Annotated in this window: 22 protein-coding genes and 1 tRNA gene; 8 read left to right on the top strand and 15 right to left on the bottom strand. The window is 70.8% G+C overall.

What is annotated here, in order from left to right:
• Window positions 1-229: 229 nt before the first annotated feature.
• Complete coding sequence (locus Q2K20_RS11295; protein WP_132062076.1) at window positions 230-799, bottom strand: hypothetical protein; 570 nt, start codon at window positions 797-799, stop codon at window positions 230-232.
• Window positions 800-969: 170 nt separating this feature from the next.
• Between Q2K20_RS11295 and Q2K20_RS11300 the strand changes: the two genes are divergently transcribed.
• Together Q2K20_RS11300 and Q2K20_RS11305 are read left to right on the top strand one after the other, a co-directional pair.
• On the top strand, window positions 970-2,604 hold the full coding sequence (locus Q2K20_RS11300; RefSeq protein WP_067719869.1) for a sodium-dependent transporter: 1,635 nt from the start codon (window positions 970-972) through the stop codon (window positions 2,602-2,604).
• A gap of 3 nt (window positions 2,605-2,607) precedes the next feature.
• On the top strand, window positions 2,608-2,754 hold the full coding sequence (locus Q2K20_RS11305) for a methionine/alanine import family NSS transporter small subunit (RefSeq protein WP_082924111.1): 147 nt from the start codon (window positions 2,608-2,610) through the stop codon (window positions 2,752-2,754).
• Window positions 2,755-2,808: 54 nt separating this feature from the next.
• On the opposite strand, the gene Q2K20_RS11310 is transcribed toward Q2K20_RS11305, so the two are convergent.
• Window positions 2,809-4,194 (bottom strand): glucose-6-phosphate dehydrogenase, encoded by a 1,386-nt coding sequence (locus Q2K20_RS11310; protein WP_067719873.1) that lies wholly within the window; start codon window positions 4,192-4,194, stop codon window positions 2,809-2,811.
• A 45-nt stretch (window positions 4,195-4,239) separates the two neighbouring features.
• Between Q2K20_RS11310 and Q2K20_RS11315 the strand changes: the two genes are divergently transcribed.
• Together Q2K20_RS11315 and Q2K20_RS11320 are read left to right on the top strand one after the other, a co-directional pair.
• Window positions 4,240-5,115: a maleylpyruvate isomerase family mycothiol-dependent enzyme gene (locus Q2K20_RS11315; protein WP_301162312.1), complete on the top strand. Its 876-nt coding sequence runs from the start codon at window positions 4,240-4,242 to the stop codon at window positions 5,113-5,115.
• A 14-nt stretch (window positions 5,116-5,129) separates the two neighbouring features.
• On the top strand, window positions 5,130-5,636 hold the full coding sequence (locus Q2K20_RS11320; protein WP_235027898.1) for a gluconokinase: 507 nt from the start codon (window positions 5,130-5,132) through the stop codon (window positions 5,634-5,636).
• Window positions 5,637-5,698: 62 nt separating this feature from the next.
• Here Q2K20_RS11320 and Q2K20_RS11325 read toward each other — a convergent pair whose 3' ends face one another.
• The 3 genes from Q2K20_RS11325 to Q2K20_RS11335 all read right to left on the bottom strand — a co-directional run bounded on the left by Q2K20_RS11325 (window position 5,699) and on the right by Q2K20_RS11335 (window position 6,925).
• Window positions 5,699-6,223, bottom strand: a complete 525-nt coding sequence (locus Q2K20_RS11325; protein ID WP_067719879.1) for a DUF421 domain-containing protein — start codon at window positions 6,221-6,223, stop codon at window positions 5,699-5,701.
• Between the two features lie 31 nt (window positions 6,224-6,254).
• Window positions 6,255-6,800 (bottom strand): CAP domain-containing protein, encoded by a 546-nt coding sequence (locus Q2K20_RS11330; RefSeq protein WP_269503071.1) that lies wholly within the window; start codon window positions 6,798-6,800, stop codon window positions 6,255-6,257.
• Window positions 6,801-6,843: 43 nt separating this feature from the next.
• A tRNA-Leu gene (locus Q2K20_RS11335) sits at window positions 6,844-6,925 on the bottom strand.
• Window positions 6,926-6,984: 59 nt separating this feature from the next.
• Between Q2K20_RS11335 and Q2K20_RS11340 the strand changes: the two genes are divergently transcribed.
• Window positions 6,985-7,575, top strand: coding sequence for a hypothetical protein (locus tag Q2K20_RS11340; protein WP_159148730.1), 591 nt, complete (start codon window positions 6,985-6,987; stop codon window positions 7,573-7,575).
• On the top strand, window positions 7,572-7,946 hold the full coding sequence (locus Q2K20_RS11345; protein ID WP_120286374.1) for a DUF3817 domain-containing protein: 375 nt from the start codon (window positions 7,572-7,574) through the stop codon (window positions 7,944-7,946). Before Q2K20_RS11340 ends, Q2K20_RS11345 begins: the two co-directional genes overlap by 4 nt.
• 132 nt (window positions 7,947-8,078) lie before the next feature.
• Here Q2K20_RS11345 and Q2K20_RS11350 read toward each other — a convergent pair whose 3' ends face one another.
• The 7 genes from Q2K20_RS11350 to clpS form a co-directional block, all read right to left on the bottom strand.
• On the bottom strand, window positions 8,079-8,696 hold the full coding sequence (locus Q2K20_RS11350) for a non-canonical purine NTP pyrophosphatase (protein WP_120286375.1): 618 nt from the start codon (window positions 8,694-8,696) through the stop codon (window positions 8,079-8,081).
• A 2-nt stretch (window positions 8,697-8,698) separates the two neighbouring features.
• The gene (gene rph, locus Q2K20_RS11355) at window positions 8,699-9,484 is read right to left on the bottom strand and encodes a ribonuclease PH (RefSeq protein WP_132062084.1); all 786 of its coding nucleotides are present in this window, start codon (window positions 9,482-9,484) and stop codon (window positions 8,699-8,701) included.
• 111 nt (window positions 9,485-9,595) lie between these two features.
• A complete protein-coding gene (locus Q2K20_RS11360) occupies window positions 9,596-10,375 on the bottom strand; it encodes an MBL fold metallo-hydrolase (RefSeq protein WP_154830506.1) in 780 nt (259 codons plus the stop codon).
• A 73-nt stretch (window positions 10,376-10,448) separates the two neighbouring features.
• Window positions 10,449-11,264, bottom strand: coding sequence for a glutamate racemase (gene murI / locus Q2K20_RS11365; RefSeq protein ID WP_132062088.1), 816 nt, complete (start codon window positions 11,262-11,264; stop codon window positions 10,449-10,451).
• On the bottom strand, window positions 11,261-11,950 hold the full coding sequence (locus Q2K20_RS11370) for a rhomboid family intramembrane serine protease (RefSeq protein WP_159148732.1): 690 nt from the start codon (window positions 11,948-11,950) through the stop codon (window positions 11,261-11,263). Before Q2K20_RS11370 ends, murI begins: the two co-directional genes overlap by 4 nt.
• 55 nt (window positions 11,951-12,005) lie before the next feature.
• Window positions 12,006-12,626 carry a DUF2017 domain-containing protein gene (locus Q2K20_RS11375; protein ID WP_067719968.1) on the bottom strand — a complete coding sequence of 207 codons (621 nt, stop codon included), beginning with the start codon at window positions 12,624-12,626 and terminating at the stop codon, window positions 12,006-12,008.
• Between the two features lie 4 nt (window positions 12,627-12,630).
• Window positions 12,631-12,975, bottom strand: a complete 345-nt coding sequence (gene clpS / locus Q2K20_RS11380; protein WP_096907308.1) for an ATP-dependent Clp protease adapter ClpS — start codon at window positions 12,973-12,975, stop codon at window positions 12,631-12,633.
• A 53-nt stretch (window positions 12,976-13,028) separates the two neighbouring features.
• On the opposite strand from clpS, the gene Q2K20_RS11385 reads away from it, so the two are divergent.
• Both Q2K20_RS11385 and Q2K20_RS11390 read left to right on the top strand, forming a co-directional pair.
• A complete protein-coding gene (locus Q2K20_RS11385; protein ID WP_317176802.1) occupies window positions 13,029-14,378 on the top strand; it encodes a nicotinate phosphoribosyltransferase in 1,350 nt (449 codons plus the stop codon).
• 136 nt (window positions 14,379-14,514) lie between these two features.
• Complete coding sequence (locus Q2K20_RS11390; RefSeq protein ID WP_317176803.1) at window positions 14,515-16,623, top strand: ATP-dependent DNA helicase; 2,109 nt, start codon at window positions 14,515-14,517, stop codon at window positions 16,621-16,623.
• Between the two features lie 18 nt (window positions 16,624-16,641).
• Here Q2K20_RS11390 and Q2K20_RS11395 read toward each other — a convergent pair whose 3' ends face one another.
• From Q2K20_RS11395 to ctaD, 3 genes are all read right to left on the bottom strand, one after another.
• Entirely contained in the window at window positions 16,642-17,457 is an 816-nt protein-coding gene (locus tag Q2K20_RS11395; protein WP_410494194.1) for a peptidyl-tRNA hydrolase, read from the bottom strand.
• Complete coding sequence (serB, locus tag Q2K20_RS11400; protein ID WP_159149094.1) at window positions 17,454-18,683, bottom strand: phosphoserine phosphatase SerB; 1,230 nt, start codon at window positions 18,681-18,683, stop codon at window positions 17,454-17,456. The genes Q2K20_RS11395 and serB overlap by 4 nt, the downstream gene beginning before the upstream one ends.
• A 133-nt stretch (window positions 18,684-18,816) precedes the next feature.
• A complete protein-coding gene (gene ctaD / locus Q2K20_RS11405) occupies window positions 18,817-20,577 on the bottom strand; it encodes a cytochrome c oxidase subunit I (protein WP_268099446.1) in 1,761 nt (586 codons plus the stop codon).
• Between the last annotated feature and the right edge of the window lie 160 nt (window positions 20,578-20,737).

Raw genomic sequence — 20,737 nt, forward strand, 5'->3', positions numbered from 1 at the left:
TCAGCTTGAGGGGGTACGCGCGACCGAAACACGCGACCCGGTGATCGCGCGTCGGGTGATCCGTGTCACATTCGGACATGACGCGAGCCTCATATCAACAGGTGAGGGGGGTCTCAGGTTTGCCGACGGTCCCGTTACCTGATCGTTATCTCGTTCTCAGGCGTTCCTCGACCCCCCACGGCGTGTCGCGGACGCCCCCACGGCGTGTCGCGGACAGCGACCGGTTGCGTCAGGCGCCGCAGCGCAGGATCGCCATGGCGACCGCGTCGAGGTCTTCCGTGGGACACAGATCGGCGGAGAGGCGTCGCGGCCCCGACGTCCACTCGACATGCGCCGTCCGCACCGGAGCGCCGAAGGCGATGGTCACCAGTCCCCCGATGCCCGGTGTCCCGTCCGGCCCCAGGGCGCCGGCGCCGACCGTCTCGACACCCACCACTTCTGCGACGGTGGCGGGCCCCGGAGCGGGGATGAGGCTCACGTCGATCAGGGTCCCGTCGAAGGCCCCGACCCACACCGCGAAGGTTCCCGTCCCGTCCGCGCGAAGATCCAGGGTGTGTCCGTGCGCGAACCACGACCCCGTCTCCTCCACGAGGTCGGCCGGCACCGGGACCGGCGCCACCACGGGATCCTGCGCCGCAACGGGGGCCGGTGAGCCGGCCGGGCCTGTCGGGCTCGGAGCGGAGGCGATCGCCGGATTCACCGCCCCCACCGCGAGGACACCGGCGACGACCGCCGACGCCACCGCGCGGAATGCAGACGTGCGATTTTCCGCGCTTCGTGTGCCGATATCGGTCCTCATGGGCTTACCGTATTCCCACGAGTCACACATCTCGATGCAGCGATTGCGTCGATCCGGTCACCAACACGCAACGGCCGGGCTAGAAGTTGGTACACGCCGGGGACGCACGCACCGTCCCATGACAGGACCGCGCGGGCCCGCGGGCCCGCCCGTCGACAAGGAGTCGTCCCATGACACGACCAACCACCCGAAGCGGGGTGAAGCCGCGGGAGACGTTTTCCCGTCGCTCCGTCTTCGTCTTCGCCGCCATCGGCTCCGCCGTCGGCCTGGGCAACATCTGGCGCTTCCCCTTCGTGGCCTACGACAACGGTGGCGGCGCCTTCCTGCTGCCCTACCTGGTGGCACTTCTCACCGCGGGTCTCCCCCTGTTGTTCTTCGACTACGCCATCGGTCACCGCTTCCGCGGATCCGCCCCGTTGAGCTTCCGGCGGATGAACCGGTTCGCCGAACCCATCGGGTGGATCCAGGTCCTGGTCTCCTTCGTCATCGCGGTCTACTACGCGGTCATCATCGCCTGGGCCGCCAGCTACGCCTGGTTCTCCGTCGATGAGCGGTGGGGCTCGACTTACGAGGAGTCCGCGACCTTCTTCGCCGAGGACTTCCTCCGCGCGGGCAGTGGGTTCGGCATCGATTTCGTGCCGGGCATCGCCATCGTCCTCGCGGTGGTCTGGATCGTCACCCTCGGCGTCCTCCTCGCCGGCGTGCAGAAGGGCATCGGACGAACCGCGATGTTCTTCGTCCCGCTCCTGGTCGCTCTGTTCGCGGCCCTGGTGGTCCGCTCCCTCTTCCTCGACGGCGCGCTCGAGGGTCTCAACAACTTCTTCACGCCCGACTGGGGCGTCCTCACGGAGCCGTCCGTGTGGATCGCCGCCTACGGTCAGATCTTCTTCTCCCTGTCGGTCGGCTTCGGCATCATGCTGACCTACTCGTCCTACCTCAAGCGCAAGACCAACCTCACCAGCTCCGGTCTGGTCGTGGGCTTCTCCAACTCGGCGTTCGAGGTCCTCGCGGGCATCGGCGTCTTCGCCACCCTCGGCTTCCTGGTGACCACGTCGGCGGGAGCCGGCTGGGACGATGTCGGGGGCGGCCCGGGCCTGGCGTTCATCGCCTTCCCCGCCCTCATCTCGCAGATGCCGGGCGGGCCGATCTGGGGCGTCGTGTTCTTCGTCTGCCTCATCCTGGCGGGCCTCACGTCCCTGATCTCCATCACCGAGGTGGTCATCTCGTCCTTCCAGGACAAGATCGGGTCCTCGCGCACCGCGGCCACGCTGGCGGTGGGTGTCCCGATGGCCGCCATCTCCCTGCTTCTCATGCCCACAGAGACCGGCCTGCAGAATCTCGACATCCTCGACAAGTTCGTCAACAGTCTGGGCATCGTCGGCATCTCGCTCATCGCGTTGGTCGTGGTGATCTTCGGCATGCGCCTCGCCCCGCAGTTGCGCGATCACCTCAACTCGGTGTCCTCGTGGAGGGTGGGCACGTTCTGGATCGTGTGCCTGGCCGTCATCACGCCGCTCGTGCTCGGCTACTCCCTCATCCGCGAGATCATGACCCTGATCTCCGAACCGTACGAGGGGTACGAGGCATCCGTCCTCGGCGTCTGGGGTTGGGGCATGATCGCCACGATCCTCGTGCTGTCGGTGGTCCTGTCCCTCCTGCCGTGGCGCGGGTCCCGTCAGCTCGACGGCCCCCCGACGGTCGACGACGATCCGAGCGACTTCGCCTACGAGGAGGGCCTCACCCCTCCCGCCGCCGACCGCCCGTCCGGTGCGACGGCGTCCCCCCGCAAGACCAAGGAGGCCTGAGCAATGGATGCTCCCGCGATCATCATGATGGTCCTGTTCCTGCTCGTGATCTGGGGCGGACTCGTCGCCAGCATCGTCCACTACGTGAGCCACCCCGACGGGGTCGACGAGGGTGCCGTCCGAGAAGCGGCGGAACGCGGCAGGGGCTGACCCCGCCCAACCGCAGCTCCCGGCCCCGGTTCCGCCCACGGACCCGGGGCCGGGTCATTCCCGGCGGTCGCCCACCGCCGGGCCGTCGGAACCCGCCTCGTACTCCTCGAGCGGGACCCCGCCGGCCTCCCACGCCTCGATCACCGGAGTGAGGATCCGCCAGCACTCCTCGGCCACGTCACCGCGGACCGTCAGCAGTCGGTCGCCGTCGAGGATGCGTCCGAGGACCTCCCCGTACGGCAGCAGCTCGCTGTCCCCCAGGTCAGCGGACAGGCGGGTGCTCTCGAGCGTGAACCGGTCGTCGGCCGCGTTCGTCGCCAGGTCGAGGGACACCCGGTCGGGCGCGATCCCGATCGTCAGCCGGGTCGGCGGAACACTCCCCGAGAACGCCCCGGGCACGTGGCGCGGCGGCCGGAACGCCACCGTCACCCGCATCGAATCCTCGCCCAGCGCCTTGCCCGACCGCAGGAACACCGGCACCCCGGCCCACCGCTGGTTCCGTATCTCCAGGACGACCTCGGCGAACGTCTCGGTCCCCCGAGCCGGGTCGACGCCGTCCTCATCCGCGTAGGACACCACGTCCCTGCCACCCGCCCGCCCGGCGGTGTAGCGGCCCCGGCGCGAGGAGACGAGCGGATCGCCATCCCACACGCGCGTCGCACGCAGCGTGGTGACGATGAGGTCGTGGAGTTCGGTGGCGTCGAGGCGCGCGGGTGCATCCATCGTCGCCAGCGCCATCACCAGCAGCAGGTGGGACTGGAGCATGTCGACGAGCGCGCCCGCGGAGTCGTAGTACCCGGCGCGGCCCTCGAGGGCGAGCGTCTCGTCCGCGACCACGTCGATGCGCTCCACGTGTTCCGCGGTCCACACCGGCTCCATGATGCGATTGGCGAACCGCATGCCGAGGATGTTGAGCACGGTCGCCTCCCCGAGGAAGTGGTCGACCCGGTACACGCGGTCCTCTGGCACGAGGTCGGTGAGCAGTGCGTTCATCCTGCGCGCCGAGGCGAGGTCGTCGCCGAACGGCTTCTCCAGCGCGAACCGCACGTCGTCGCGCAGTGGGCGCCCGCGCAGGCCCTCACACGCTGCGGCCGTGACGGCCGGAGGGAGGGCGAAGTACAGCACCACCGGTCCGTCCAGCCCGTCGATGAAGTCGGAGAAGGCCTCGGCGTCCGTCACGTCCAGTTCGACGAACCGGGTCGAGTCCACGATCCCGTCGATCTGCTCCGGGGAGCGGTCCCCGGCGCGCAATGCATTGCGGACGAGGTCGCGCCAGTCGCCGTCGTCCATCCCGGACCGCCCGGAGCCGATGACGGTGACGTCGCGGTCGGGATCCGTGGCGAGCAGGGTCCCCAACCCGGGGAGCAGGAGTCGCTCGGTGAGGTCGCCACCGGCTCCCAGGATCGCGAGGGTGGGACGGTCGGTCGTGGTCGGCGACATGCCGCAGACGCTACCCGCGGGGCGGCGCCGCAGTAGCGTGTGACCATGGACACCAACAGCCCCGATGTCACGACCGACGCCCCCGCCGCCGAGCCCGCCGGGCAGGCCCCCGAGGAGATCCGTCACCTCATCCAACAGTGGAAGCGTCTCGACGAACTGCTCGCCGGGCTCAAGAGGGACGACTGGATCGCACCGACCCCTCTGCCGGGGTGGACCGTCCGCGATGTGGTGGCGCACGTGGCGGGCACCGAGCACCTGCTCGCCGGCGAGGAGGTCCCGGACATCGAGGTGCCCGCCTCCGCCCGCGAGTACGTGCTCAACCCGATCGCGGAGCTCAACGAGAAGTTCGTCCAGGAGGCGCGTCCGCTGGCTGTCGAGGACGCGTTCGAGGACTTCCGCGACGTCGTCGCCGAGCGCACGGAGCAGCTCTCCGAGATGAGCGCCGCAGACCTCGAGGCCGAGACCGACTCCCCCGTCGGCCGCGTTCCGTTCCGCCGCTTCATGGGCGTGCGGGTCTTCGACTGCTGGATCCACGAGGACGACATCCGGCAGGCCATCGGGATGCAGCATCACCTCGGCGGCGACATCGGCCGGTTCGCGGTCGGGGAGATCGTGACTGCCCTGCCCCGCATCGTCGGCAAGAAGGCCGCCGCGCCGGACGGCTCCCGGGTCCGGTTCCGCGTCACGGGTGAGGCGGGCACCGATCTGCCGCTGGCCACCGATGTCGTCGTGGACGGACGCGCAGCCCTCGCCGACGTCGACGACACCGCGCAGCCCACCGTGGAACTGGTCTTCGACACCCCGACCTTCGTCCGCGCGGCGACCGGCCGGATCGTCGCCGAGCCGGGCAGCGGCGTGGAGATCAGTGGCGACGAGGATTTGGGCCGGACGATCCTCGGGTCGCTGGCCTTCACCATCTGACGCCGCCGTCGCCCGTGTCCGGACCCCACATCGTCGTCATGGGCGTCTCGGGTGCCGGGAAATCGACGGTCGCCCGTGTGATCGCCGACCGCCTCGGTGCGCCGTTCCTCGACGCCGATGACGTGCATCCGCCCGCCAACCGCCGGAAGCTGAGCGCCGGTGAGCCCCTGACCGACGATGACCGCGCGCCCTGGCTGGCCGCGGTCCGGGACGGCATGCGGGAACGCGACCGGTCGACGGGCAGCGGCCCGGGGCTCGTCGTCGCGTGTTCGGCGCTGCGACGTGCCTACCGCGACATACTGCGGCAGGTGGAGCGCCCGGTGTTCTTCGTCGAACTCGGCACCGACCCCGAGCTCATCGCGGCCCGACTCGCCGCTCGCCGGGGGCACTTCGCGTCCCAGCGGATCCTCGAGTCCCAGCTGAGCACAGTGGAGCCGCTCGAGGCCGACGAGACCGGGATCGTCTGCCCGATCACGCTGCCGGCGTCCGAGATCGCGGACGAGGTCCTCGCCGCTCTCTGACCCTGTTCTGGCCCGCTGGCGCGCCCCCTCGCCGGCGGGTCAGTCGGCGCCCCGCCGGCGGGTCAGTCCGCGTCGCGTCGCGGCCACCCCGGGACGTCGTCGAGAACGGAGCCGTTGCCCAGCTGCGAACCGGTGATGACGCTCCTGCTCCCGTCGCTCTCCAGGATGACGGCGGCGGCCTCGCCGAGGTCCCCGATACCCGAGGAGCGGAGGGTCTGGCGGATGTCGGCGTGCGTGAGCCGGTGCCGCCCCAGCTGGTCGTCGAGGATGATCCCCTCGCGGACGAGCAGAGTCGGCTGTGCGGTAAGGGCCTTGCGCCCGCCCGGCAGTCGCCTCAACTGGGAGACGACGTACTGCAGCAGGACGAGCAGCGCCAGCGCGACCGCGCCCTCGGCCCACGACACGTCGGAGCTAAGGATGATGGTCGCCAGCGTCGAACCCAGCGCGACGGTGACGATGAAGTCGAAGGCGTTGAGCTGGGCGAGGGTGCGCTTGCCGAACGCCCGGATCGCCACCACGAGGAAGACGTACGCCGCGGCGCCCACGAGAAGTATCCGGAGGATGTCGGACCAGTTGTCGAACCACATGCCCGAACCGTACCGACCACGACGGTTCCTTCTACCTCTCCGACATCGGGGTGGCGAAGTGCTGGACGTAGAGATGAGCCTCCGGGAGACCCTGGTACGCGGCCGTCCGCAGGCAGACACCCACGCGGGTGAGGTCCGGATCGAGGATGTTCTCCCTGTGGCCCGGGCTCTGCATCCAGTTGGCGACCGGATCCGGACCGCCCGTGGACGAATAGAACAGGTTCTCGGCAGCCCTGGAGTAGTCGACACCGGCCTGCCGGATGAACGTGGACGGGCCGCCGCTGCCATCGGGCGCGGTGTGCCCCCAGTAGTCCCTCGCGATCATGTCGTCCGCTTTCGCGCAGGCACTGTCGCGGAGCCTCTCGCTGGCGTCCAGGGGCGGAAGGCCGTTCTCGCTCCGCTGTACGTTCGTCTCCGCTTCTACCGGGGACGGATCCGCCGGGGGCTCGACCGCAGCCTGATCCCCGGGGGCCTTCGACGAGAGGCCCCGGTCCACCGCGACATCCACCTGCGCGCAGCCGGCCACCACCGTCGAGGCGGCCAGGATCAACGACGCGGCCGCTGCTCTCGCGGCCATCCGGTTCCTCATCCTGATCACCCGATCCGAGTGGAAAGACCAGTGCGCCCGGGGAGACTTGAACTCCCACGTCCGTAGACACTGGAACCTAAATCCAGCGCGTCTGCCAATTCCGCCACGGGCGCGTCACCCGGGGGTACCGGGCGAGATGAGTTTACCGTGTGGTCAGCGGTACCGTGGAGGCGTGTCCGACACCCTTGGCTCCCACGCGACCGGAAGTGCCACGGCTTCCGGCGACCCGGCGCGGACCAGGGTCAAGCACCGCCCGGCGTGGATCGCGTTCGTCGTCCTGGGGGCGATCTTCTGCATGGGCATGGGGCTGTGGCAGCTCGCCCGCTACCAGGAGGCCACCGGGACCGCGCAGAACCTCGGGTACACGTTCATGTGGCCGTTCCTCGCCGGGTTCCTCGTCTACGCGTACCTGAAGTACGTGCGCATGGAGGCCGACGAGGGTGACCGGATCGCCGCCGCGGACGGCGTCGACGGTGGGCACCGCGCGGGGGGCGACGCGGAAGACGGCGGCGGCGACGACGACGGCGACGACGACGAGGTCGGCCGGCCCTCCGGAGTCACTGCGATCACCAGGAAGAACCGAATCGGCCGGCGCCGCGGCCCCGTCATGACGGAGATCCCCTCGGACCTGCTGCCGACGCGTCGACCCGCCCGTGACGAAGCGGTCCGGGACGAGGGCCTGGACGCCTACAACTCTTATCTCGCCGAACTCGCCCGGAAAGACCGGGCCGACGGCACCCATCAGGAGAAGCCTGCTTCATGACCGCCGCAGCCACCCAGCAGACCGACAACCGCAAGCCCGATCCGGGGGGCAGGATCGCCGGCGCGCTCAAGCGCTATCGGGTCCTGGCCTGGATCACCGGCGTGTGGTTGCTCGTACTCACCGTGGAGATGATCTACAAGTACCTGATCTTGGAGAACTCGTCCGACGCCCCGGACTGGTTCACCTACATCGGTCAGGCCCACGGTGTGTTCTACATCCTGTACCTCTTCATGACGCTCGACCTGGCGATCAAGGCCCGCTGGCCCGCGTCTCGGACCCTGCTCACCGCGCTGGCGGGGACGATCCCGTTCCTGTCGTTCTGGTTCGAGCACAAGCGGACCCGCGACGTGCGCACCGAGTACGCGGTCTGACCCACCCACCCCGTCATCGACAAGGACGTTCCGCACCCTCGCCTCTCGGGCGACGTGTGCGGAACGTCCTTCTCGTCGGGGTGCTGTCAGCCGGGGTGCTGTCAGCCGCGGTGCTGTCAGGCCGCGGTGCTGTCAGCCGCGCTCGGCGAGCACGCGCAGGGCCGGAACGAGGGCGCGCAGGGCACGGCCGCGGTGTGAGTCCGCGTCCTTCTCCTGCGGGCTGAGCTCAGCTGCCGCACGATCCGACCCTTCGGGCAGGAACAGCGGGTCGTACCCGAACCCGCCCTCCCCGCGCGACTCCCGCAGCACGCGCCCCGGCCAGCGGCCCTCCTCGACGACCTCGCCGGGCACGCCCGGTCCGACCAGCGCGCACGCCGAGACGAACGCCGCCCCCCGGCGTTCGTCCGGGACGTCGGACAACTGCGCGAGCAGGAGTTCGTTGTTGGCGGCGTCGTCGCCGTGCCGTCCGGACCAGCGCGCCGAGAGCACCCCGGGCATCCCGTTCAGGGCGTCCACCGCCAGTCCCGAGTCGTCCGCCAGGCACGGCAGGCCGGTCGCCAGCGCACCGGACCGGGCTTTGATCAGCGCGTTGTCCGCAAAGGTGGCGCCGTCCTCGGGCTCCTCCGGGTACTCCGGCACCTCGTCCAGCCCCACCGGCTCGATGCCGACGATCCCCGCCGACTCCAGCACCCGGCGCAGCTCGGCCAGCTTCTTGGCATTACGGCTCGCGACCACCAGGCGAACGGTCACGACTACCGCCCCCGGTTCCGTGCGGCCGGCGGCGAGGGCAACTCGCCCGGGTACGGCGCCGCGAGGGCTTCGCGCTGTATCTCGAAAAGTCGCTCGCAGCCGGCCTGCGCCGAGTCGAGCATCGCGTCCAGCAGGTCGCGGCCGAACGCCGCGCCCTCGGCGGTCCCCTGGACCTCGATGAGCTTGCCTCCGTCGGTGCACACCACGTTCATGTCCACCTCGGCCCGCGAATCCTCCTCATAGGGCAGGTCGCACAGGACGCGGCCGTCGACGACGCCGACGCTCACCGCGGCGACCGCCCCGGTGAGCGGGTTGCCGGTGACCGCGCCCTTGGCCTGCAGCCACGTGATCGCGTCCGCCAGGGCCACGTACGCGCCGGTGATCGCCGCGGTCCGTGTCCCGCCGTCGGCCTGCAGGACGTCGCAATCCAGGGCGATGGTGTTCTCCCCCAGCGCGGACAGGTCGATGCAGGCCCGCAGGGAGCGGCCCACCAGGCGGCTGATCTCGTGGGTGCGTCCGCCCACCTTGCCGCGGACCGACTCCCGGCCCGAGCGCTCGTGGGTCGCGGCCGGCAGCATCGCGTACTCCGCCGTCAGCCACCCCAGGCCCGAACCCTTGCGCCACCGCGGCACGCCCTCGGTGACGCTGGCCGTACACATGACGCGGGTCTGCCCGAAGGTGACGAGGACCGACCCAGCCGGGTGCGAGGTGAATCCCCGCGTGATGGTCACGTCACGCAGGTCGGCGTCGCCGCGTCCGTCTGCTCTGCTGATGCTCGATGAGGTCACGACCGCCGATCCTAGCCGCCGGACGCCCACGCCTGAGGTGCAGGCGGCGTGGGAGGGGCCGTAGCGGGGAGGGACGGGGCCGGGAGGGGTCGGGTGGTGCCGGCCCGCCACCTAGACGGTGATCCGCAGATCCGGCTCCGCCAGCAGGATCTCCCCGCCGAACTCGGCGGCCGCCTCCGCGCGGACCGCCTCGCGGTCCACCCACGGCGGGATGTGGGTCAGCACGAGACGACCCACGCCGGCGCGGTGAGCGGTAAGGCCCGCCTCCGCCCCCGACATGTGGATGCCCGGCGGGCGTCCCTCCTCGTGCGTCCAGGACGCCTCACAGAGCAGGACGTCCGCGCCGACCGCCAGCTCGACCAGGGCATCGCAATAGGCGGTGTCCCCGCTGTACGCCAGGACCCGGCCGCTACGGGAGGTCAGGCGCATTCCGTACGACTCCGGAGGATGCTCCACCCGGTCGGCCCGCACGCTCAGGGCCACCTCGTCGTCGTCGCCCCTCATCTCCACCTCGGGCGCGACGTCCCACGTGGCCACGTCGAACGTGTCCGACAGGTCGTCGACCGTCCCCGGCTCCTCCGCCGACGCCACCCCGATCCGGTAGGCCGTCCCGGACGGCCCGACCAGCGGCACGCGGCCCGCGCCCTTCGCACCTGGGCCGAAGCGCCGCAGGACCAACAGACTCGGGACATCCAGGCAGTGGTCGGCGTGGAGGTGGGACAGCAGGACCGTCGCGTCCTCGGGGGCCACGTGTCGTTGCAGCGCGCCGAGGACACCGGGCCCCATGTCGATCACCACGGGGGCGAGACCGTCGACCTCCACCAGATACCCGGACGCCGGCGAGGTGGGTCCACCGATACTTCCCGAGCACCCGAGGACAGTCAGAAACATGGGCACCATCGTGCCACGCCGCACCGCGTGTCGTGGTGTTCGCGGCTGTGCCCGCGAGGCGCGTCGGCGTCCATCAGTCCGACACCGCCCGCCCGACGGTCACCAGACCGGGGCCGAGGAACCGTGACGCCACCCGGCGGAAGGCGTCGGGATCACCGGTGACGAGGTACTCGTGGGTCGCCGGCTCGGCCGCGTCGTGTGGCCGCAACAAGTCCTGCGCGGTGAGTACCCGCAGCACGTCCTTGGCGGTCTCCTCAGCGCTCGAGACCAGCGTGACGTGGTCCCCCGCCGCCAGCTGCACCACACCGGACAGCAACGGGTAGTGGGTGCAGCCCAGCACCAGGGTGTCGACGTCGGCGTCGCGGATCGGGGCGAGATACGCCTCCGCCAACCCGAGCACCTGACGGCCACTGGTGATACCGCGCTCGACGAACTCGACGAACTTCGGACACGCCACCGACGTCAGCTCGATCCCGGCGGCCGCGGCCACCGCGTCGTCGTATGCCCGCGACGCCACCGTCGCGCGCGTGGCGATGACCCCGATCCGGCCCGACCGGGTGGTGGCCACCGCGCGCCGGGCCGCCGGCTGGATGACCTCCACGACCGGCACCGGGTAGCGCTCGCGGGCGTCGCGGAGCATCGCCGCCGACGCCGTGTTGCACGCGATCACCAACACCTTGACCCCGCGGTCGACGAGTTGGTCCGCCACCGCGAGGGCGTGCGCCCGGACCTCGGCCAGCGGCAACGGACCGTACGGCCCGTTGGCGGTGTCACCGACGTAGACCACCGACTCATCGGGTAACTGGTCCACGATCGCCCGGGCCACCGTCAGACCGCCGGCACCGGAGTCGAACACCCCGATGGGAGCCTGCGGGTCGGGGCGCGTCACCTCCGCGGTCCGGCGGACCACCGCGGCTGGGTGGCGAGCTGCTGCTGCGGTTTCCGGTCGCGCTTGAGGCCGTACGCCGACGCCACGCCGCCGATCGCGCCCCCGAGATGGCCCTGCCAGGACACTCCGTCCAGCATCGGCGACAGGCCCGCCAGCGCCTCGAGCCCGTAGTAGAAGCCGATGACCAGTCCGATCACCAGGTGCAGGATGCGCCGGGAGAAAAAGCCCCGGACGATGACGTAGAAGATGTAGCCGAACACGATCCCGGAGGCCCCGATGTGGACGGTCCCGGTGCCGCCGAGCAACCAGGACACCACTCCCGAGATCAGCCACGACACGAGGGTGACGGTGACCAGCGGCCGGATCCCGGACAGGGCGATGATCGACCCCAGCACGAGCAGGGCGATCGAGTTGCCGATCAGGTGCGCCCAGTCCCCGTGCAGCAACGGCTGGAACACGATGCCGAGCAGCCCGTCCGTCGCCAGGGGGCTGACACCGTAGCCGTCGAGCACCTGGGGCTCCCCGGTGACCCGCAGCAACACCTGGTCCGCCGCCTCGACCACCCACATCAGGGCGACGAACGACCACAGCAGGACCAGGGCCGGCCAGCGCCGCGGTCCCGGGTCTACCGGGCGGGTCGGGCCGGCGCCGGTACCCGGCCACGGCGAACGGGGGTCTCGGTTCACGATGTTCTCCTCATTGCCCGTCGTCTCACAGCCCGTCGTCTCACAGCCCGTCGTCTCACAGCCCGTCCAGGGCCGTGCACAGGGAGTCCTGCATGAAGGTCAGCCAGTGGTACACGTCCAACTGGGCGGACCGGGGGTCATCGTCGGGCACGTACTCGGGGATGTCGGTGGCGGCGGTCCCGTCGGACGAGCCCGCCTCCAACAGGACCGCGCCCAGCCCCAGTCGCACGTCGTTGAGGCAGCGCATCCAGGAATTTGCCTGCTCGAGGGTCAGCGACACCGTCCCGCCCCGCGACGGCAACGAACGCAACACCACGCCCGCGCAGCCGAGTTTCGCGTCGATGATCGCCGGCTCGTGGATCATCCGCATGCCCGAGTTGTGGGCCCGCGCGACGGCCGCACCGTCCGTGTCGGACCCGTCCGCACGGTCGGCCGCCTCGGGGCGGTGGAAGTCCGGCAACAACCGCGCCAGGGGCGCCTCGGCGGGCACCTGCGAGTGGCCACTGCGCATCCCCGTGATCTCGGCCAGCTCATCGCGTGGGGCGGAGTCCCGGCGCTGTTCGAGCATGTCCACGACGTTGGAGACCAGGGCGTGCAGGATCTGCACCTCGTGGTTCTCCATGACCGACTTGATGCGCGCCCCACCGAGGGACGCCTTGCGCTGCCACGCCTTCACCGCCTCACGCCTCCCGCTGCATCGTGGCCCATAGTCCGGCCTCCTGCAGCTTGCGGACGTCGTTCTCGACCTTGTCGCGGCTGCCGGACGACACGACCGCCCGACCGTCGTTGTGGACCTTGAGCATCAGGTCATGCGCCTTCTCCCTGCTGTAGCCGAACACCCGCTGGAACACGTACGTCACGTAACTCATCAGGTTCACCGGGTCGTCCCAGACCACGGTGAGCCAGGGGCTGTCCACCCCACCGTCGAGGTCCGCGTCCGTGGACTCCACGGGCGCGGCCGACGGCATCGCCATCACCGGGGCGGTGCTCCGGACGGCCGCAAGCGGTGTCGTCACAGGGTGCATGGAACCCAGGATACGGATTCCCGCCGGGTAGGCCACGCCGTAGAGTCGCCCCCGTGACCCCGCCGACTCCCTCCCATGTCACGCCCCCCACCGGGCGACCGTCCACCGCCCTGCTCACGGACAAGTACGAGCTCACCATGATCCGGGCGGCCCTGGCGGACGGCACCGCCGACCGGCCGTGTGTGTTCGAGGTCTTCGCCCGACGCCTGCCCTCCGGCCGTCGGTACGGGGTGGTCGGCGGCACCGGTCGGCTCCTCGAACGCGTGGCGGACTTCCGGTTCGACGACGAGGAGATCGAGGCGCTGTCGGATTCGCTCGACGAGCGGACCACCGACTGGCTCCGCGACTTCCGCTTCACGGGTGACGTCGACGGCTACGCGGAGGGCGAACTGTTCTTCCCCGGCTCGCCCGTGCTGAGCATCCGGGGCGGGTTCGCGGAGTGCGTCGTACTCGAGACCCTGGTCCTGTCCGTGCTCAACCACGACAGCGCGATCGCCTCCGCCGCCGCGCGGATGACCTCCGCGGCGTACGGCCGCCCCATCATCGAGATGGGGTCCCGCCGCACACACGAGGAAGCAGCGGTCGCCGCGGCCCGGGCCGCCTACCTCACCGGGTTCGACTCCACCTCCAACGTGGAGGCGACGCGCCGGCACGGCGTGCCCTCCGCCGGGACGTCCGCCCACTCGTTCACCCTGCTGCACACCGGCCCGCAGGGTCCGGACGAGGCGGCCGCCTTCCGCTCGCAGGTGAAGACCCTCGGTGCGGACACCACCCTCCTGGTGGACACCTACGACATCGCGACGGGCGTGGCGACGGCGATCGAGGTCGCCGGGCCCGGACTCGGCGGCGTCCGCATCGACTCCGGGGACCTGGGGGTGCTCGCCCGCCAGGTCCGCGGTCAGCTGGACGCCCTCGGCGCCCGCGACACCCGGATCGTGGTCTCCGGGGACCTCGACGAGTACGCGATCGCCGCTCTGCGCGCGGAGCCGGTCGACGTGTACGGCGTCGGCACCCGGCTCGTGACCGGCTCGGGCGCCCCGACCGCCGGCATGGTCTACAAACTCGTCGAGGTCGACGGGATCCCCGTGGCCAAACGCTCCGCACAGAAGGAGTCCCTGCCCGGAGCCAAGCGCGCGGTCCGCCACCACCGCCGCTCGGGCACCGCCGTCGAGGAGGTGCTGCTGCCGTGGTCCGGGGACGCCCCCGAGGAGCCCGGTCTCGAGACGCGCGATCTCATGGTCCCGCTGATCCGGGGCGGCGAGACCGTCCCCGGGCTCCCGACCCTCGAGCAGTCACGCGCCCACCACGCCGCCGTGATGGTGTCCCTGCCGTGGGAGGGGCTCGCGCTGAGTCAGGGCGACCCCGCCATCCCCGTGAGGGTCATCCCCCCGGCCACCCGCTGAGCGGAGCTGTCGGTCGTCCGCCGACGCATCCGGGTGGGCCTCGAGCCGACCGGGTCTGCCCCCGAGCCGGCCAGGTCTGCCCCCGAGCCGCCCGGCGGCCCGGGCCACTGTCCGGTGCGGCCGCTAGGGTATCCGCGTGACCGACTCGCTCCCCCCCGTCTCCGACCTGCTCGCCACCGCGGTCGCGGGCCTGGGCGGCAGCGAACGCACGGGCCAGGTGACGATGGCCGAGGCCGTGGGCAACGCCCTGGCGACGGGGGAACACCTCGCAGTCCAGGCCGGGACGGGCACCGGTAAGTCCCTGGCCTACCTGGTGCCGGCGCTGCGCCACGCCGTGGCCACCGGGAACACCGTGGTGGTCTCCACTGCGACCATCGCGCTGCAGAACCAGCTGGTCGACCGCGACCTGCCGCGGCTGTCCAAGGCGCTCCGCCCGGAACTCGGCGTGAGTCCCTCCCACGCGATCCTCAAGGGCCGGGGCAACTACCTGTGCCTGCACCGGGTGAGCTCGGGGCCGGTCGACGAGGCCGACCCGGAGGAGGTGGAGACCGAGGAACTGTTCGACCTGCCCCTCGGCGGCGAGTCCACGGCCGCGCGCACCCCACGTGAGGCCACCCCCCGGGACACCGGCCCGAGCTCGTGGCTGGGCCGCGAGATCGCCCGCCTGCACGACTGGGCGCAGGACACCGACACCGGCGACCGCGACGACCTGCCCCGCGGTGTCTCCGACGCGGCGTGGCGGCAGGTGTCGGTGACCAGTCGCGAGTGTCTGGGGCAGGTCTGCCCCGAGTTCTCCGAGTGCTTCGCCGAACTGGCACGCCAGGAGGCCGGCCGCGCCGACGTGGTGGTGACCAACCACGCGCTGCTCGCGATCGACGCCATGACCGATGTCTCCGTGCTGCCCGAACACGACGCGGTGGTGATCGACGAGGCCCACGAGTTGTCCGACCGAGTGACCGGCGTGACCACCGCCGAACTCACCGGCGCGGCCGTGATCCAGGCCGCGCGCCGGGCGGCGAAGCTCGTCGACCAGCAGACCGCGGACCGCATGGTCGCCGCCGGGGAGGGTCTCGCCACGCTGCTGGAGATCTGTCCCGAGGCGCGATGGGACCTCATGCCCGAGGGCGCGGACCTCGCGCTGGCCGCTGTCCGCCACACCGCCGAGAACTGTCGCAGCGCGGTCCCGGGTCCCAAGCCCGGAGAGGCCGCCGGTGACCCACAGGGTGCCTCCGACCGTCAGAAGACCCTCGCCGCGCTGGACGAGATCGCCGACGCCGCAGACCGCATCCTCTCCTCGTTCGAGCGGCCGGTCACCGAGCGTCTAGAGATTGTATGGATGAGCGTGGAGGAACGACGAGGACGGATCCTGCGTGTCGCTCCCCTGTCCGTCGCCGGGCTCCTGCGTGCCCGCCTGTTCGCCGAGTCCACGGTGATCCTCACCTCCGCGACCCTCACCACGGGCGGGAAGTTCGACGGGCTCGCCGCCACCTGGGGACTGCCGCCCGCCTCGTCAGCACGCCCGGACACGGCGAGCGCGGTGTCGCTCGAACCGCCCTCCGACGACGACGCGAGCGCACTGCGGTGGACGGGCCTCCACGCGGGATCACCGTTCGACTACCGCCGCAACGGCATCCTCTACGTGGCAGCTCACCTCCCCGCGCCCGGCCGGGAGGGCCCGTCCCCCGCGGCCGAGGAGGAACTGGTCGATCTCATCACCGCCGCCGGGGGCCGCACGCTCGGACTGTTCTCGTCGATGCGCGCGGCGAAGGCGGCCGCCGAACTGCTCCGCGAACGACTCGACACGCCCGTCCTCTGCCAGGGCGAGGACTCGACGGCCAACCTCGTCGCCACGTTCGCCGCCGACGAGGAGACGACCCTCGTGGGCACCCTCTCACTGTGGCAGGGCGTCGACGTCCCGGGACGGACCCTGTCGCTGGTCGTGATCGACCGCATCCCGTTCCCCCGTCCCGACGATCCGCTGCTCTCGGCGCGTCAGCGTGCGGTGGCGGCCCGCGGGGGGAACGGGTTCCTCGCCGTCGCCGGTAACCACGCCGCCCTCCTGCTCGCCCAGGGCGTGGGCCGGCTGCTCCGCCGCACCGAGGACCGCGGCGTGGTGGCGGTGCTCGACTCCCGCCTGGTCACCGCGCGGTACGGCGGTTACCTGCGCGCCTCCCTGCCGCCGTTCTGGCAGACCACCGACAAGGACGTCGTGACCGGCGCCCTGGAGCGCCTGCGCGACGCCTGAACGCTCCCCGAGCGCCGTTCAGGCGTCGACGGCGATGACCGTGAGCGACCCCGGCGCCACCTCGGTGTAGCCGGCGTCCACCACCGCGGCGACTCCCGGTGCCCCGGCGGCCACCGCCTCAGCCAGGTCCCGCCACCGGGAGGGATCGGCTTCGCGGACGGCGACCGGGAGCCCGTCGGCCAGCCAGCGATCGAGACGATCGCGTTCCATCGCGGCGATGAGCAGCATCACCCCGTGGCCGACCTGCGCCGCCGCCTTTCCCGTCGACATCTCGAGCGCACCGTCGATCCACACCACCGGCGTCCCCTCGGGCGGCGCGCCGGGCTCGTCACGCTCGAGGTCGGTGCCGCCGATCTGCAGTCGGCCCAGTCGCGGGTCCACCTCGTCCACCGGGCCGGGGACGAACGCCCGAGCGGCGGCGCCGTCGATTTCCCGGGTCACCCCGGGGACCTCGAGCGAGGCCCGCCACTGGGCGCCGCGGGCACGTCGGGCGATCTTGCGCATGCGGGCGTCCAACCACGCGGCGTAGGCCTCGTGCCACGGCCCTCCCGGCGCGACCCGTTCGTCGAGGCACAGCGCCGCGACCGCGCCGGCCACCGACTCGAGCAGCGGGGTCCGGGCCGGCGGGTCCGCCTTGGGCAGGTGCAGCACGATCGGCATCGACCGAACGGTCGCACGATCCTCGGGGTCCTCCGCGCCGGCCGAGCCCGCCCGGAGCCGGGCGTGGCACCAGTCGAGTGCGGCGCCGGTCGCCGGGCCGCCGGTCGCCGGGCCGCCGTTCACGGGCGCGCCGGTCTCGGGACCGCCCTCCCCCGCCCCGGGCGTGCCGGTCACGTCAGGGGGACGCGGCGGTACGTGCCGGCGGCGGTGTCCGCGGCCTCGATCTCGTCGCGGGTGATCCCCAGCACGAACAGCACGGTGTCGAGGAACGGTTTGGACAGCGACGCGTCCGCCACCTCGCGGAGGGCGGGCTTCGCGCAGAACGCGATCCCCAACCCGGCGGTGGTGAGCATGTCGATGTCGTTGGCGCCGTCACCGACCGCGACGGTCTGGCTCAGGGAGATACCGAGCTGGTCGGCGAACTCGCGGAGGTAGGCGGCCTTCGCCTCGCGGTCCACCACCTCGCCGACCACCCGGCCGGTGAGCGTGCCGTCCACGATCTCGAGGGTGTTGGCGCGGGCGAAGTCGAGTCCCAGCTCCTCGGCAAGGCCGGAGATCACCTGGATGAAGCCGCCGGAGACCACCCCGCAGCGGATCCCCAGCCGCTTGAGCGTGCGGATGGTTGTGCGGGCCCCGGGCGTGAGCACGATGCTCGAGGCGACCTCGTCCAGCACGGTGGCGGGCAGACCTGCCAGCGTCGCGACACGCTCGTGCAGGGACTGGGCGAAGTCGAGCTCTCCGCGCATGGCACGCTCCGTGACGGCCCGGACCTCGTCCTCCTTACCCGCGTGCGCGGCGAGCATCTCGATCACCTCGCCCTGGACGAGGGTGGAGTCCACATCGAACACCACCAGTCGCTTGGACCGACGGCCGAGCCCGGCCCGGTCCACCGAGATGTCGACGCCGTGGGCGTCCGAGAGGGGGGCGAGGGTCTCGCGTAGGCGGGCATCGTCGGCCGAGTCCCGGCCGGCGGTCGACACGTGCAACTCGATACCCGTGACCGGGTAGTCGGCGATCCCGCGGATCGTGTCGATGTTCGCGCCGATGGAGGCCAGCGAGCCGGCGACGGCCGAGAACGCCGAGGCCGGGACGGGGCTGCCGAGGATCACGACCGCGTGCGTCGAGGGCGGGGCCGCGGGGGCGATGTCGTCGAACTGGACCTCGAGTTGCATCCCGAGGTCGTGGACCTGCTCGGTGAGCTCCCGGACGACGGTGACGACATCGGCGCCGTCGTCCACCCTGACCATGAGCCCCAGGGACAGATGGCCGTTGACGACGACCTGCTCCACGTCGACCAGATCGGCGTGGTGGGACGCGAGGACGGCCATCACCCGCGCGGTCACGCCCGGGCGGTCGGGCCCGGTGACGGTGAGGAGAGCCGGGGTGCCGGTGGTGCTCACATGTACTCCTGACAGGTGATCGGGGAGGGCGGTGCTGATGTTGCGGGGCCTGACAAGCGGAAACCCCGCCGGTGGACGAGCCTGCCGACGGGGTTCCCGGGACCTACGCCCGTGGGTGAGTACGGGCGGGCGGTCAGCCCTTCTGCGGGGATGGTCCCCGGTCGGCCACATCCTTGGCCGAGTCCGGGTCCTGTGCCTTGACCCGTCCACCGACGTGGGCCTCCGCACGCATCCGCTCGCTCATGTGCGGGTAGTGCAACTCGAACGCGGGGCGCTCGGAGCGGATCCGGGGCAGCGTCACGAAGTTGTGGCGCGGCGGCGGGCAGGAGGTCGCCCACTCGAGGGAGTTGCCCGCGCCCCACGGGTCGTCGACCGTGACGATCTCCCCGTAGCGCCAGCTCTTGATGATGTTCCAGATGAACGGCAGCATCGCGATGCCGAGGATGAACGAACCGACCGTGGAGATCTGGTTGAGGACCGTGAAGTTGTCCGAGTCCAGGTAGTCGGCGTACCGGCGCGGCATGCCCTGGTTGCCCAGCCAGTGCTGCACCAGGAACGTCGTGTGGAAACCGATGAAGATCAACCAGAAGTGGATCTTGCCGAGCCGCTCGTCGTACATCCGGCCCGTCATCTTGGGGAACCAGAAGTACACGCCGGCGAACGTGGCGAACACGATGGTGCCGAAGAGCGTGTAGTGGAAGTGCGCCACGATGAAGTAGGTGTCCGAGATGTGGAAGTCGATCGGCGCCGAGGCCATCATCACGCCGGTCAGACCGCCGAAGAGGAAGGTGATGATGAAGCCGAGGGCGAACAGCATCGGCGTCTCGAAGGTCATCTTGCCGCGCCACATCGTGCCGATCCAGTTGAAGAACTTCACGCCGGTCGGGACCGCGATGAGGAACGTCATGAAGGAGAAGAACGGCAGCAGCACCGCGCCGGTGACGTACATGTGGTGCGCCCACACGGCCATCGACAGTGCGGCGATCGCGAGGGTCGCGAAGACCAGGCCGGCGTAGCCGAAGAGCGGCTTGCGGGAGAAGACCGGGAAGACCTCGGAGACGATGCCGAAGAACGGCAGCGCGAGGACGTACACCTCGGGGTGACCGAAGAACCAGAACAGGTGCTGCCACAGGATGGCGCCACCGTTGCCCGGATCGTAGATGCGACCACCGAAGGTGCGGTCGTAGAAGACGCCGAGTGCGGCCGCGGTGAGCAGCGGGAAGATCAGGAGCATGAGGACCGACGCCACGAGGATGTTCCACGTGAAGATCGGCATCCGGAACATGGTCATACCCGGTGCGCGCAGGCAGATGATGGTGGTGACGAAGTTGACGGCACCGAGGATGGTGCCGATGCCGCCGATGCCGACACCGAGGATCCAGAGGTCCGCGCCGACGTTCGGCGAGTGGATCTTGTCCGCCAGCGGCATGTACATGGTCCAGCCGAAGGACGCCGCGCCACCGGGGGTCAGGAAGCCGGAGAGCATGATCGTGCCGCCCGCCGCGAACAGCCAGAAGCCGAACGCGTTGAGGCGCGGGAACGCCACGTCGGGGGCGCCGATCTGCAGCGGCATGATGTAGTTCGCGAACCCGACGACGATCGGGGTTCCGTAGAGCAGCAGCATCACCGTGCCGTGCATGGTGAACAGCTGGTTGTACTGCTCATTCGACAGGAACTGCATACCCGGGAAGAAGAGCTCCGCCCGGATGAGCAGTGCCATGAGGCCGCCGGCGAAGAAGAAGATGAAGCAGGTGACGATGTACATGATGCCGAGCAACTTGTGGTCGGTCGTCGTCAGCATCTTCCACACGAACGAACCCGGCCGGGCATCACCCGTGGGTTCACCCGGCGGGTGGTCGAGTTCGTGGACCGGCTTGGGGGCCACTGCGGTCATAAGGGTCCTCCTGAACGCCTCACCCGACGTCGCGGGTCGAACCACCGACCCCACGTCGAACGCATAGGAATAGTGCGTGACCGCAATCCTAACCCCCGCCTGAGAGAGACGTCCACCCGCCCCGTCGAACTCGTCACCGGTGGTCACCCCCGCTAATCAC

Source organism: Dietzia sp. IN118 (genome assembly GCF_032905965.1).
Classification (GTDB): Bacteria; Actinomycetota; Actinomycetes; order Mycobacteriales; family Mycobacteriaceae; genus Dietzia; species Dietzia kunjamensis.